Origin of the sequence: Pseudanabaena minima str. Chao 2107 (assembly GCF_051131155.1) — a bacterium.
Classification (GTDB): domain Bacteria; phylum Cyanobacteriota; class Cyanobacteriia; order Pseudanabaenales; family Pseudanabaenaceae; genus Pseudanabaena; species Pseudanabaena minima.
The window spans coordinates 1,562,534-1,576,361 of the sequence record NZ_CP159508.1; the positions used below are offsets into that span (position 1 = coordinate 1,562,534).

General features: G+C 40.4%; 15 protein-coding genes. 5 read left to right on the plus strand and 10 right to left on the minus strand.

What is annotated here, in order from left to right; genetic code table 11:
• Positions 1 to 82: 82 nt before the first annotated feature.
• The 4 genes from ABM313_RS06920 (at position 83) to ABM313_RS06935 (ending at position 2,684) form a co-directional block, all read left to right on the plus strand.
• Positions 83 to 472: a winged helix-turn-helix transcriptional regulator gene (locus ABM313_RS06920; RefSeq protein ID WP_434686932.1), complete on the plus strand. Its 390-nt coding sequence runs from the start codon at positions 83 to 85 to the stop codon at positions 470 to 472.
• Positions 473 to 582: 110 nt separating this feature from the next.
• Positions 583 to 1,434, plus strand: coding sequence for a pentapeptide repeat-containing protein (locus tag ABM313_RS06925; RefSeq protein WP_434686933.1), 852 nt, complete (start codon positions 583 to 585; stop codon positions 1,432 to 1,434).
• A 151-nt stretch (positions 1,435 to 1,585) separates the two neighbouring features.
• The gene (locus tag ABM313_RS06930) at positions 1,586 to 1,822 is read left to right on the plus strand and encodes a CDGSH iron-sulfur domain-containing protein (protein ID WP_434686934.1); all 237 of its coding nucleotides are present in this window, start codon (positions 1,586 to 1,588) and stop codon (positions 1,820 to 1,822) included.
• Positions 1,823 to 1,985: 163 nt separating this feature from the next.
• Positions 1,986 to 2,684 (plus strand): pirin family protein, encoded by a 699-nt coding sequence (locus ABM313_RS06935; protein ID WP_434686935.1) that lies wholly within the window; start codon positions 1,986 to 1,988, stop codon positions 2,682 to 2,684.
• 44 nt (positions 2,685 to 2,728) lie between these two features.
• Here ABM313_RS06935 and ABM313_RS06940 read toward each other — a convergent pair whose 3' ends face one another.
• Complete coding sequence (locus tag ABM313_RS06940) at positions 2,729 to 3,520, minus strand: VanW family protein (RefSeq protein WP_434686936.1); 792 nt, start codon at positions 3,518 to 3,520, stop codon at positions 2,729 to 2,731.
• 407 nt (positions 3,521 to 3,927) lie between these two features.
• On the opposite strand from ABM313_RS06940, the gene ABM313_RS06945 reads away from it, so the two are divergent.
• Positions 3,928 to 4,998 carry an undecaprenyldiphospho-muramoylpentapeptide beta-N-acetylglucosaminyltransferase gene (locus ABM313_RS06945; RefSeq protein ID WP_434688395.1) on the plus strand — a complete coding sequence of 357 codons (1,071 nt, stop codon included), beginning with the start codon at positions 3,928 to 3,930 and terminating at the stop codon, positions 4,996 to 4,998.
• An 11-nt stretch (positions 4,999 to 5,009) separates the two neighbouring features.
• On the opposite strand, the gene ABM313_RS06950 is transcribed toward ABM313_RS06945, so the two are convergent.
• From ABM313_RS06950 to ABM313_RS06990, 9 genes are all read right to left on the minus strand, one after another.
• Positions 5,010 to 6,989 carry a CHASE2 domain-containing protein gene (locus ABM313_RS06950; RefSeq protein ID WP_434686937.1) on the minus strand — a complete coding sequence of 660 codons (1,980 nt, stop codon included), beginning with the start codon at positions 6,987 to 6,989 and terminating at the stop codon, positions 5,010 to 5,012.
• A 134-nt stretch (positions 6,990 to 7,123) separates the two neighbouring features.
• Positions 7,124 to 7,474: a DUF5615 family PIN-like protein gene (locus ABM313_RS06955; RefSeq protein ID WP_434686938.1), complete on the minus strand. Its 351-nt coding sequence runs from the start codon at positions 7,472 to 7,474 to the stop codon at positions 7,124 to 7,126.
• Between the two features lies 1 nt (position 7,475).
• On the minus strand, positions 7,476 to 7,829 hold the full coding sequence (locus ABM313_RS06960; RefSeq protein ID WP_434686939.1) for a DUF433 domain-containing protein: 354 nt from the start codon (positions 7,827 to 7,829) through the stop codon (positions 7,476 to 7,478).
• 249 nt (positions 7,830 to 8,078) lie between these two features.
• A protein-coding gene (locus ABM313_RS06965; RefSeq protein ID WP_434683792.1) for an IS630 family transposase occupies positions 8,079 to 9,232 on the minus strand; the annotation gives its coding sequence in 2 pieces (ribosomal slippage) (positions 8,079 to 8,791 and positions 8,791 to 9,232; 1,155 coding nt in all).
• Between the two features lie 256 nt (positions 9,233 to 9,488).
• On the minus strand, positions 9,489 to 9,842 hold the full coding sequence (locus ABM313_RS06970) for a DUF433 domain-containing protein (protein ID WP_434686940.1): 354 nt from the start codon (positions 9,840 to 9,842) through the stop codon (positions 9,489 to 9,491).
• Positions 9,843 to 10,088: 246 nt separating this feature from the next.
• The gene (locus tag ABM313_RS06975) at positions 10,089 to 10,511 is read right to left on the minus strand and encodes a hypothetical protein (RefSeq protein ID WP_434686941.1); all 423 of its coding nucleotides are present in this window, start codon (positions 10,509 to 10,511) and stop codon (positions 10,089 to 10,091) included.
• A 201-nt stretch (positions 10,512 to 10,712) separates the two neighbouring features.
• Positions 10,713 to 11,450, minus strand: coding sequence for a Uma2 family endonuclease (locus tag ABM313_RS06980; protein WP_434686942.1), 738 nt, complete (start codon positions 11,448 to 11,450; stop codon positions 10,713 to 10,715).
• Between the two features lie 93 nt (positions 11,451 to 11,543).
• Positions 11,544 to 12,338 carry a Uma2 family endonuclease gene (locus ABM313_RS06985; protein WP_434686943.1) on the minus strand — a complete coding sequence of 265 codons (795 nt, stop codon included), beginning with the start codon at positions 12,336 to 12,338 and terminating at the stop codon, positions 11,544 to 11,546.
• 174 nt (positions 12,339 to 12,512) lie between these two features.
• Positions 12,513 to 13,666 (minus strand): IS630 family transposase gene (locus tag ABM313_RS06990; protein ID WP_434683792.1). Its coding sequence is split into 2 segments (ribosomal slippage): positions 12,513 to 13,225 and positions 13,225 to 13,666, totalling 1,155 coding nucleotides; the frame shifts between segments, so codons are not numbered across the junction.
• Between the last annotated feature and the right edge of the window lie 162 nt (positions 13,667 to 13,828).

Consider the following 13,828-nt stretch of genomic DNA (forward strand, 5'->3'; position numbering starts at 1 on the left):
TGGATCGGAGAATATCCTTTTATAATCAACATACATGCTTTTTAGAGGGTATGTACTTTTCAGTAAGTACATGCGAGATGATATGAACCAAGTGACTGATATTCCTACTGATACGTTTGTTGAGCCTGCTGATAAGGTTGATTGTGGTGCAGTCTATCAGGGCGATCGCACTAGTTGTCCTGTTGAAGCTACTCTTGATGCGATCGGTGGACGCTGGAAAGTTTTGATTTTACATGAGTTGTTTAACGGGACAAGTCGCTTTGGGGAGCTACATCGCTGTTTACGGGGAATTACTCAGAAGATGCTGACGCAGCAATTGCGTGAAATGGAGCATGATGGCTTAGTGCATCGTGAGATATATATGCAGGTTCCGCCCAAGGTGGAGTATTCACTTACTGAGTTGGGGAAAACCTTACAGCCTGTTCTAGATGCAATGCATGTTTGGGGTAAGCGGTATATAGATCAGAAATAGCCAAACATACCTTGCAAACCTTTTGTCAATATTTGTAGACTGTAAGTTGACATGCTTGATTGAGTGAAGAGGCTGTAGTAGGCTAGCTTAGCAAGGTTTATTTAACTAGTATGTCTTCAACCAAGGTGACTTCAAACTTCTTTATTGCTTCAGGTGTAAACTTACAAAATACGCCTGCTGACTTAATAGAGTTACAGACTATTGTTAAGTTAAATAAAAAACAATTAACAGATAGGTGGAAATCTCAGGAAGGACAGCAAATCTTTACTACATGGAAAAACAACAATTTTGATATAGGTGTATTGGATTCTATTGTTGGTAAATATTATGACCAATACGATTTGCGTGGAATTGATTTAAGCAATATTGATTTAAGTGGTAAAAATTTCCAAAACATTGATTTCTTTGGTTCAAACCTAATAAATACTAACTTTTCAAGATCTATTCTAGATAACAGTTGGTTCTCAGAATGTAAGATATGTGGTACAAAGTTTGACTGGGCGCAAATGAACGGAGTTTTGATAGATAACACTAAATTCGATAATAAGACAAGCTTTTTAGGTATCAATTTAAATTCAGTTAATTTTAATCTGGCTGTGCTTTTGCAAGACTTAGCTTTGAGTCAGCAGAGAATAGATAATCTTGAAAGTACAAAGCCAATAACAGCAGCAGTATTAAGATATACCAGTGATTATGGTCGATCTTTTAAAAGGTTTTTCTTATGGTGCTTTGGTATAGTTAACTCTTTTGCGATACTCTACTTCTTCATTCCTAATTCTTTAACTTCTCATGATATTTGGGATACTTTGTATTTTTCTGCGCTAACTTTTATTACTGGTTCTTTTGTTATTCAACCAGTTTCAGTTATTGGTAAAGCATTAGCTCTAATGGAGGCGGGAATGGGATATTTAATGACTGGCTTACTTGTTGCAATATTGGTAAAAAAGATAGTTGGCAACTAAGTCTTCTGATTAATTAAAATTTGCTGCAACCTATATATTTTCCTATAGTATCTTTTTGGTATGTACCTTACAAAAAAGTGCATACTTTACTTAAAGAGTGTGAGTCAATTATATTTGATTTGTCGGTAATCAATGCATTTGGACAGAATTCATGAGTGAACCTAAGATTGTTGATAAGAAACCTGTTGTATTGGAACTAGAGCCTAAAACTTATTACTGGTGTACCTGTGGCGAATCTACCAACCAACCCTATTGTAACGGCGCACATAAAGGAACAGAATTTACACCTCTTGCCTTTGAAGTGACCGAAACTAAGAAAGTTGCACTTTGTCTATGTAAACACACAGGTAAAGCTCCATTCTGTGACGGAGCGCATACAAAACTTTAATTCAACTCATAACTGATGTTATGTGGAACCCTCATCCCCCAACCCCTTCTCCCGCAGGAGAAGGGGAGCAAAACCCATATTATTTTCTTGTTCCCCTCTCCTACGGGAGAGGGGCTAGGGGTGAGGGCAAATCATCAAAAACAACTACCAGAGGTAAAAAATTATGTTGACTATTCGTAAATCAGAAGAAAGAGGACATGCCAATCACGGTTGGCTCGATAGCTATCACACCTTCTCCTTCGCTAACTATTACGATCCGCAGCATATGGCTTTTCGCTCATTACGGGTGATTAACCAAGATCAGATTGCTGGTGGTAAAGGCTTTGGAACCCATCCCCATCGCGATATGGAAATTATTACCTATATGCTCGATGGAGCTTTAGAGCATAAAGACAGCATGGGCAATGGCTCAGTGATTCGTGTGGGTGATGTGCAAAGAATGAGCGCAGGTACTGGAATTACCCATAGTGAGTTTAATCCTTCCGCAACGGAATCTGCTCATTTATTACAAATATGGATTTTACCGAATCAAGAAGGTGTTAAGCCTAGTTATGAACAAGTTTCTTTCTCAAGGGAAGAAAAACTTAATCAATTAAAGTTGATCGTTTCACCCGATGGGCGCGATCGCTCAGTTAAAATCTATCAAGATGCCTATGTTTATGCTTCCATTCTCGAAGATGGGGCAGAAGTAACCCATACAGTTAGCCAAAATCGCTATGCATGGGTACAAGTAGCCAAGGGTAGCGTGTTGGTAGACGATCGCTTGCTAAATGCTGGTGATGCTATTTCAAGCGATCGGGTTGGCGATTTAAAATTGATTGGTAAAGGTGATGCGGAAATTCTAGTTTTTGATTTGGCTTAATCTAACTCCATAAGACAAAAAGCGGCGTGTTGCGCCGCCTTTTGTTATGACTTTACGCAGGGCTGATAATGGCTAACAGCCTCATAATTACGTTGCCATGTAGATGATGGCTCTAATTCGTTTTTGCTATAGCGCGAAGTTTCCACAATCCAACCTGATAGATACTGTGGATTTGGTGGATGTAATTGCTTAAGGATTTGAGACTCCACTCTGATCTGCCAAGGTTTTGGCGCAGCCCCCCAAAGACTAGACTCAACTTTACCTTCGTTCTCTAATACTTTACATCTTAGTTGTAAAGGGATTTGACTATGATTACGAACGATTAGATCCTTATATCCATTTGCAACTGCGGCATCTTGTCCTAATTCGTAAAATCTTGATTCTCCGTAGGCATCAATACTATGGCAATGCCGTTCTAAAATCTCACAGCCCGCATACAGAAAAGTATTAAAAACATTAGTAGCTATCAAACACAAGCCTCCCCCCACATCAGTTAGCACTTGACCGCGCACAAATACAGGAGCTTCTCGAAACCCATTGGCTTCTGTTGGCACACCAATGCGATCGCTAAAACTAAAAATCTTTTGAGGAGAAATATGAAGACAATGAATCCTTTGAGCCGCAAGTCGTAAGTTCCAAATTCGATTAGCACGAATCTCTGATGTGCCGCGATCGGGAATAGGCGTAATAGATTCTATCCATTTGTGCAGATATTGGTCAGCAGCATCAGGATTTTGGCGATTAGCATAATGGAATGGATATCCTTTAACTAAAGCTTTGGCATATTTGAGCCCATTACGAATTGGCTTTTTGAAATTTTGCCAGACTTGGTTCATGTCCTAAACTCTTTAGATTTGAGTTTTATGTGTCCTAACCAATTTTCACATAAAATCTATTCAAAACTTGTATTTATATAGCAAAGCAAGTTTTGCTGAGAACATAAAACCCAAGAAGTGAGTGGCGGCGCTTCGCGCCGCCACTCACTTCTTGGGTTTTGGTTTGTACTAGCTAACTCTTTTTTTGCTATAGCGCTTTGCGCTCAAATCAAAACCCAGAAATTTTTTAAAAGTGTTGCTTTGCAACACTTTTAAAAAATTTCTGGGTTTTGATTAATCTATAATTGCTATAAAAATCCAATATTCTCAACATCTAGAGACAAATAATAACTGTGGGCGCAAATAATCAGACCAAAGATCAGCCAAACTTACCATCAGACCATCAACAATTAGCAAAGAAACCCAAAATTGTATTAACAGGTGGTGGTACTGCTGGTCATGTTAGCCCTAATCTTGCACTGCTATCGAGTTTGAAAGCTGATGGCTGGGAGGTTGTATATATTGGCTCTAATAATGGGCTTGAGAAACAACTTGTTGCCGAAGTTGGTATTCCCTACCACGGTATTTCGTCGGGTAAATTGCGCCGCTACTTTTCTTGGCAGAACTTTATCGATCCTTTTAAAGTAATTAAGGGCATATTTGATGCTTTTTTTGCGATCGCCAAAATCAAGCCTCAAGTGGTATTTTCTAAGGGTGGGTTTGTTACTGTCCCTGTCATTTTTGCGAGTTGGCTACAACGGATTCCTGTAATTATTCATGAGTCAGATTTTTCTTCGGGTTTAGCCAATCGCCTATCAATTCCTTTTGCAACTACAGTCTGTGTCACTTTCCCCGAAACTGTTAAGCATTTAGCCAAATATGCTCCCAAGGTTATCCATACAGGCTTACCAATTCGTCCTGATATTCTCCAAGGAAATGTAGAAAGAGGAAGAGCGCTTTGTGGATTTAATGCTGATGCTCCAGTTCTATTTGTGGTCGGTGGTAGTACAGGTTCTGCAAAAATCAATCAATCTGTCCGTGCTGTTTTAGCTGAGCTTACACAAAAGTATCAAGTTGTTCATGCTTGTGGCAAAGGCAATCTTGATATCAATCTCAATGTAAATCCCCGCTATCAACAATTTGAGTATTTAGGAACGGAACTTGCCGATATTTTAGCGATCGCTGATTTAGTCGTATCACGTTCAGGAGCAAACGCTGTATTTGAGTTTCTGACTTTACGCAAGCCAAATTTGCTAATTCCTCTATCAAAATTATCTAGTCGTGGCGACCAGATCCTCAATGCCAAGTCTTTTCAAGCTCGTGGTTACAGTGCTGTTCTTTTTGAAGAAGATTTGACCAGTGAGAGTTTATTAAAGGCGATCGCTGATCTTGATCAGCGCCGTGATGAGTATATCCAGAATATGCATCAAAGCGAAGATGCCAATGCGATCGCCCAAATCGTAAAGATTATTAAAAGTGTGGCTTTGCCACACTTTTAATAATCAATCTTTCATTCGCGGCGTGTTGGTAAATGCCCTTTTTTAAGAACATCGATTACCGCCGTATGGCGCTTTAGATCTTTGTGGACTTGTTCATAAATTCGGCGATCGCTACCTTTAAGCCCAATTACACCATATAAGCGTACATTTCCAACTCGTCCCTTAAGTGCATGTTCTCCAAAATCAACAGCTTCGATTTCGTCCTTGACAATTTCGTAAAGTGACTCCGTAATGACGATATCTGTTTCCAATTCCTTGGTCATACCTTCAACACGACTTGCTACGTTGACCGTATCACCAATAACAGCATATTCAAGACGACGAGAGGAACCAATATTGCCAACAGTTACTTCACCATAGTTAATGCCAATGCCATTTGAGAAAGGGATCATGTTTTCAGTTTGCCAGACTTTACGGAGTTCCATTAACACCAGTCGCATATTTAGAGCAGCATTAATTGCATTCATTGCATCGGCTTTTTCTCCTCGCGAAACAGGTGAGCCAAACTCCGCCATAATCGCATCCCCAATAAACTTATCAATTGTGCCTTGATACTCTAAAATCGCATCCACCATGCCAGCCAAATAGGTATTTAGTTGTTTGATGAGTACTTTTGCGGGTAGACGACTGGAAAGAGTTGTAAAGCCACGAATATCAGAAAAGAGAACCGCAGCTTTGAGGGTGTGACCTTCTAATAAATCACGAAATCCTTCAGGCTGATTGATAATTTCTTCAACAATTGGCGCAGCAACATAACGTTCTAGAGTGCGCCGAAGCAAAATTTTATCAATTTGGGCAGCAATGGAACCCGTAGTCAAAAGGGCTATCCCATTTAAACCAATCGCGATTGTAGGAATTGCCACAGGCAAAATCGTACTGGTGTAAATAAAGCAAACATACCCAAGTCCAAACCAAGCGATCGCAATGCCAAAAGCCGTTAATATCTGCGTAGGTGGATGCTTAAATCGGCAGAGAATACCGCCTGAGATGCCTACAAGTAGGAGGATGAAAATACCTTTTTGGATCGGATTAGCGAATAGCTCAGCAATACTTTTGTTTTGCATGAGTGTGGCGATCGAATTGGCGTGAATCTCAATTCCCGGCATTCGCCCCATCGCTGAGTTTTGGATATCCTGTTTCGATGCTGCCGTTGCCCCGATCAAAACAATTTTGTCTTTAAAGAATTTACCGCCCTGAAGTTGTTCACTGTTCCAATTGTATGGATCAACTACATAATAAAATGGAATTTGTTGTTGAGCATTTGCCCATGTATCTGCACCACCAAAAAAATAAATTCCATCGCCTTTAGGTTGGGGATAACTAATTTTGGCAACATTCAGAATTGCAGCCGCAAAAGTTGGCACAATTGGTAACCCACTATCTTCTGGTGGTAGCACACCTAAACGATGAATATTGCCTGTAACTTCAGGTTGAAAATTAATTAGTCCTAAAGTATTCGGTTTTATTTGAAAAATTCCATCAGGTGAGGCAAGCTGCATAACATTTGCTTCACCAATTTGCGTAAATTCGTAACTAGCCGCAAATACGGCGCGTTCTCCATACTTAGAGATTGCTGCTTGAAACTTATCATCATCAGCAGTGCCATGATCTCCAGGGGTTACAAATAAAATATCAAAGGCAACTACTTTTGCGCCTGCTTTAACCAGTTTCTCTAGGACTTGGGCATAGACTACGCGCTTCCATGTGGTTGTGCGAAATGGTTCTAAAAATGGACGAGTTTTAGGATCATAAAATTCACCTTGACGTAAGGAAAGATCATCGATTGCCAAAATCACAATATCTTTAGGAGGTGCGATCGTTCCACGCCAGTTAAAAAATGCTGATTGGGTCTGACGTTCGAGGTTCTGGACTTCGCTGAGTTCTAAACCCGTAGCGATTGCGCTTAATAAAGCGATCGCCCCAACTAATGCATAGCCAATAAACTTGGGGCTTGATAATGCTTTGAATTTCTTTGTGATATTGGCTTTCATTACATTTTTTCGATCTACTCCCTCAAAATCTTAATACTAATTTTCAAAAACACTAAAATATTTATCAACCCCAAGCCACTGTAATTTAGCGATCATTCATAGCATGTATTAGCACAGCGCAAAAGTCGCGATGGTTAGGGGAAAGGAATGAAAATAACTTGACTTTCATACTCTTCGGGCTGACTGCAACAAATAAATATCTCTAAATCATCAATGATCTTCCCAATGGGTGCTGTTGCAATCACCTCAATGACTCCAGCCATAGATAAGTTTTGATTGATACGCTCATAGGCATACATCGTAATGGTGGCAACATCATGGGTCAGCAAGATTCGCTCTTCGTTGGCTGCCCATTCCAAAATTACTGGATCATCAGTGTTCTTCAGTCCTACATCTTGAACCCGAACTATATCTAATTCGGGTAACCGCCTCACTAGACCACGCAATATGGCTCCGTTAAAATTTTCGTCAGCTAGAAAGCGCATTTTATCTCGATTCCTTTTGTGCCTGACGAGTAAGCAATCGCCGTCTCAAATCGGCTAGGTTATGCTTTTGAGTAAGTTGTTGTCTGTGTTGTTGAGCTTGTTGATTGCGTTGCTCTAAATAATTATCAATTTCCTGTCGATGGTTGAGATAATAAGCGATCGCACTGTATATGTCTTCTACACTCAAAACCGAATATTGAATGGCAATTTCTTCAGGTGTAGAACCGTTGTGGTATGCAGCAAGTAGGCTATCTAGAGTTACCCGACTGGAGCCAATACGGATTCCTCCTGCTTCGTCCCAACGAAATGGAGGAGAGGTTACTTGAAATCTGATTGGGGCGCTTATTTGGGACATATTGCACCTGAGTTGAACTATATGAAAATATTGTAACAAGAAGCATAACAAGATCGCAGATCGCATTAAAAAAATTGGCGATCGCACTCAAGAAATTTGAAATAAAGGTAGTGCTAAACAGGTAAGGATAGGCGGCGCGAAGCGCCGCCTATCCTTACCTGTTTAAATCTTTTCCTTTTTAGGACTACCGAAAATAAATAACCAACCTCGTAGTGGACTGTTTCATCTAAAATAGTGCAATAGATACGGTTATTCTTCTTGCTCAAATACTGGATAAAGATGTTTCAGTTTGACTCTGGCATCGCTTGTCGAAAACCTCCATATTACTTTGGATGCATTCTGATTTCGAGACTTTTGCCAAGCGTCTATCTCCTCTTTGAGTTTGTCCTTGCTAGGAATCCGTCTATCTAAACATTGTTTTGATAAGACACTCAATTCGGTTTCGGCTACATTCAACCAACTACCATTACGCGGCGTATGATAAATTTCTAGTCTTCTTGCTAAACGATGAGCTTCTGGTGCAGGAAATGCTTCATACAGCGAAGCTATATTATGGGTATTCAGATTATCACTGAGTAGCTTTACTTTTCGTGCATTCGGATAGTCCTCATCCAACAATTGACGTATTTCCTCAGCCCAATCTATCCTTGTTCGACTATCTCGGCTACTCACCCGTCTCCATCCTCGATGAGGGTCAACAAACATGAATAGGGCTTGAACACCTTCACGCTCATAGTGGTAGTCTTCTTTTTTATCTTGTCCAGGTTGCATCGCTATTGGTGGATAAACCTCTCCGAGTAGTTGCTTTGATGCTTCATCCATTGCAATCAACGGTTCTTCTTCGCATGGCTCCGTGCTATACAAGTCAAGGACGACTTCCATTTCTGCCACAAATCTTGCTAAATCTCTTTCGGGAATACAAAATCTCTGGGTTTTCCAAGGTCGTAATTCGTTTTTTTTAGAGTACGCCACACCGTTGATGCGGAAATTTCGGTAATAACTTGTCTTTGCTTGAGTTCTGACGTTAATAGTCTGATTGTCCACTCAGCACGTCCTTCTGGTGGGTCTGCACAACACAGAGCAATTATGTGGGCTTCGCTAGAGCCATCGACCTTGGGCGGTGTGGGGGGCGTTTTCCTTAATTGTCTCTCTAGTGCAGGTTTTTCACCTTTTTGCAGAAATCTTTGGCGAATTCGACCTACGGTGTTTCTATGCACCTGCAATGCTTCTGCTATTTCTTCATCAGTCCATGTTCTCTTGCTGTATTTTCCTTCATCACACATCAGTAAAATTCTGGCGTGCAAGATCTTTTTTGCAGGTGCATAGCCATTTCGACTAATTTGTTCTAAGTTTTCTCTATCCTCTACTGTTAAATAGACTTTATCTCGCCTTCCTCTTCCCATGATTAGGGCTCTCCAAACCAATATCTATTGCACTATTTTAGATGAAACAGTCCAGTAGCGTGTGTTAGCGGAGCGTAACGCACAAACAGTTAGCATTAAGGTACGTGCGTTAAATTGTATGAATGCACTGACAAGATCGGCGATCGCACTCATCCTAAATCTCTTAGCTACTTAGAATGGGATGGACATTATTTGATTAATCCATTCTTCAGCAGTAGAGGCTTCCCAAAAGAGGATGATTGCATCAATTGCGTCACTAACTGGCAATTTCTGGGAGAGAATCCAAAAATCTGAACTTTTTTTGAGCAGTTTTTAACTTCTGATACAGAAGTGGATTCTTTTGTCTACAGGACTTTTGCAGTTTCTCAAATTCTTCTTCACCTTCCTTGAGATATGCGTCAATTAACTCTCGACTGCCCAGATAAAAGGCGATCGCACCATAAACCTTTTCTAGTGAGAGTAATGGAAAGTCTTGAGCAATGCTTTCAGGTGACTGACCATTCAAAAAGGCATAAACAACTGAATCAAGAGAAATACGGGTTCCTTCGATCCAGTATCCTTGATCGCGTTGCTCGATATATCGTTTTGCTAAGGTTGGTGCTGCGGTCATAAAGCTGCTGGCTATTCTTTATGTAACTATATTAAGCGATCGCTTGCCAGTCTAGAAGTTAAGATGCAGAGACAATGATCACTGACTTTTTCGTCGCTCTCGCAGATAGCTTTTGCTAGCCATACAAAAAGTTGGAGATCTGAGAATTTACAATAAGGTGCGTTAATTTTTATGAATGCATTCTCAGAGAGTATCGATCACAATATATTGTCATGAATTGTACTGATTATTCGATCTATTCACTGTTCAGAAACGAATCCAATTGAAAATCAGCACAAACCCCCATCCTGAAATAAATATAAAAGGAAGTAAACGCCACGGGCGTAGTCTTTCAGAACCTTTACCAAAAGCTCGTATACCTATAACATCAGGACCTTGATAATCAGGGGGCTTATTCGTGTCCCACCACTTTACTAGTTCATGCCTAGCCTGATTTGAAATGTTGAGTGATGTCCATGCTGATAAAGAAACCATCATACCCAATAGACTGAAAATTGTAATCAATCCTCTTGTATCCTTTTTATCCCAAGCGAATCCAAGAGCTGCAAATAAAAGACCTTGAATTGTAACTAACCAGTTGATCCGATCATTAAGTAAATGGTTTTCACACTCAATCATTGACCGAATAATTGCAGCATACTCAGATTTATCTTTGCCAGAAGTATTCATTACAGGATCTCAAAGCACTTTTGAATCTATTATAGCCATCACTATTCAAGTTCAAATCTAGTTTCCAAAACTCACTAAAAAACGAGATTCAGATTTCATAAGGATTAATGCCAAGCGATCGCAGATAAGCGGCAAGTTTTTATTTTTCTTGACACTCCTGTTGCGAAATTAACTTTGCTTGCTCAGCGATCGCCTTTTTGATTATTCAGAGATATCACCGAAGCGATTGCGATACTTTTGTAACAACGCCTCAGCCTCAAGTCTCGCCTGACGCTCTAGGTTCGCACGTTCTTGAGTAGTTATATATCTCTTGCCTGAGCGATCGTACCAATAGACCCATTCACGTTGCCAACCATCATAAATACCCTGCTCACAACCAATTCCCAAACCAATCTCAGGGAGCCATACCATTCTTCCACCCTCCGCTAAAAGCGTCACTGTAGGCAAAAGTTGATATTTTCCATCAACTAATTTGTATACTTCTAATGATTGATGCTCCTGATACAATCGGCGACCAGTTATGGAATTGTAAACCACATAATAGAGAATTCCGATCTCGGCATACTTGGCTAACTTTGTGTCGTATTCACCATTATATTTTTTGGAAACAACCTCCAAAACCAGAATTGGCACTACTTTTTCCTGCCAAACCACATAGCTCAAACGTCCACCTTCACCAGTTTGTTTCGGTACACCCAAAGCGAGAAATCCATCGGGAACGATCGCTTTAGACTTGGCTGGCTCCTCAATATTTGGTTCGTAATACACTCCCATATCCACACCCCAAAACCAATCAGAGCGATCGCTCCAAATTTCTCGCAATAGATTCAATAGAAGATTGGGAATGTCATTTTGGAGTTCATTATCCACAGGCGTTTCATCGGAATCGGGTAGGTCTTCCGCCGTTGGCAAACGGTATTGAGAGGGTACAGTAACCATAGTGTTTTGGTACTTTACATTGTTACTATTTTGACATGTTTTTTTTGAGCTTTACCGTAGCGATCGCATCATGTCCAAAAACATCAAACAAGATCAGATTTCATCAGGATTGATGCCAAGCGATCGCAGATAAGCGGCAAGTTTTTCTTTCTCCTGACGCTCCTGCTGCGAAATTAATTTTTCTTGCTCAGCGATCGCCTCAGCCTGCAATCTTGCCTGTTGCTCAAAAGAACGTTCTAACTCAGCCTGAAATCTCGCTCTTTCTGCCTCAGCATAGGACAGCAGAACTTGATTAGAAACTGGATCGTAAAAACGAAAACCTCGATCTGGATATAACTGTAAATCTAATCCTAAGACTTCACTACGCAGCGATAATATATTGTCTGGCAAAACAGAAACTGCGATCGCTACATACTTGCCTTGTTCTAAACGCATACCCTGCAAGGACTCAGGCTTTAGATACTCTCCTGTCGGATCATACTGAAAATATTCCTTCACTCCCAACTTACGATAAATTAACGGATTCTCTTCTCGGTCTTTGGTTACCGTTCCCTTTGAAGTAATTTCTAAAACAAAATCTGGAGCTTTTCCACCTTCTTCATAGATTTTGTAACTTACACGGTCTTCCTGACTCATCCCAAATACCACAAATGTATCAGGCGCAATTCTTTTTTCAATATTATTATCTAGATAACGGATAAATAGATTCCCAGACACATAAACATTTTTCCGTTTCTCAAACCATAACTGCAATGCTTCAGTTGTATAGCTAAGATTGCGTCTTTGTTTATCGCCCTCTGGCATTGGCTCAAAATCCTCGTCGGGAGCATCAATAAAAATTATCTTGCTGCGGGTTGCATCCTGAAGGGAATCGCTAGAAACTGTCATAACGTCTCTCCAAATCACTAACCACTAACCTAGCATACTGTCCGTTGAGACTTAAAAAAATCAGTAAACTTTCACTGTATACCTGACAAGAGTAGCGATCGCACTCAAGAAATTTGAAACAAATAACCAACCTCGTAGTGGACTGTTTCATCTAAAATAGTGCAATAGATACGGTTATTCTTCTTGCTCAAATACTGGATAAAGATGTTTCAGTTTGACTCTGGCATCGCTTGTCGAAAACCTCCATATTACTTTGGATGCATTCTGATTTCGAGACTTTTGCCAAGCGTCTATCTCCTCTTTGAGTTTGTCCTTGCTAGGAATCCGTCTATCTAAACATTGTTTTGATAAGACACTCAATTCGGTTTCGGCTACATTCAACCAACTACCATTACGCGGCGTATGATAAATTTCTAGTCTTCTTGCTAAACGATGAGCTTCTGGTGCAGGAAATGCTTCATACAGCGAAGCTATATTATGGGTATTCAGATTATCACTGAGTAGCTTTACTTTTCGTGCATTCGGATAGTCCTCATCCAACAATTGACGTATTTCCTCAGCCCAATCTATCCTTGTTCGACTATCTCGGCTACTCACCCGTCTCCATCCTCGATGAGGGTCAACAAACATGAATAGGGCTTGAACACCTTCACGCTCATAGTGGTAGTCTTCTTTTTTATCTTGTCCAGGTTGCATCGCTATTGGTGGATAAACCTCTCCGAGTAGTTGCTTTGATGCTTCATCCATTGCAATCAACGGTTCTTCTTCGCATGGCTCCGTGCTATACAAGTCAAGGACGACTTCCATTTCTGCCACAAATCTTGCTAAATCTCTTTCGGGAATACAAAATCTCTGGGTTTTCCAAGGTCGTAATTCGTTTTTTTTAGAGTACGCCACACCGTTGATGCGGAAATTTCGGTAATAACTTGTCTTTGCTTGAGTTCTGACGTTAATAGTCTGATTGTCCACTCAGCACGTCCTTCTGGTGGGTCTGCACAACACAGAGCAATTATGTGGGCTTCGCTAGAGCCATCGACCTTGGGCGGTGTGGGGGGCGTTTTCCTTAATTGTCTCTCTAGTGCAGGTTTTTCACCTTTTTGCAGAAATCTTTGGCGAATTCGACCTACGGTGTTTCTATGCACCTGCAATGCTTCTGCTATTTCTTCATCAGTCCATGTTCTCTTGCTGTATTTTCCTTCATCACACATCAGTAAAATTCTGGCGTGCAAGATCTTTTTTGCAGGTGCATAGCCATTTCGACTAATTTGTTCTAAGTTTTCTCTATCCTCTACTGTTAAATAGACTTTATCTCGCCTTCCTCTTCCCATGATTAGGGCTCTCCAAACCAATATCTATTGCACTATTTTAGATGAAACAGTCCAGTAGCGTGTGTTAGCGGAGCGTAACGCAAAACATTTGTTATGGCAAAGGTTGTAAAAGGTTTATTTAATTGATATTAAAAGGTTGCGTTTCATTTCATGAACGCACCC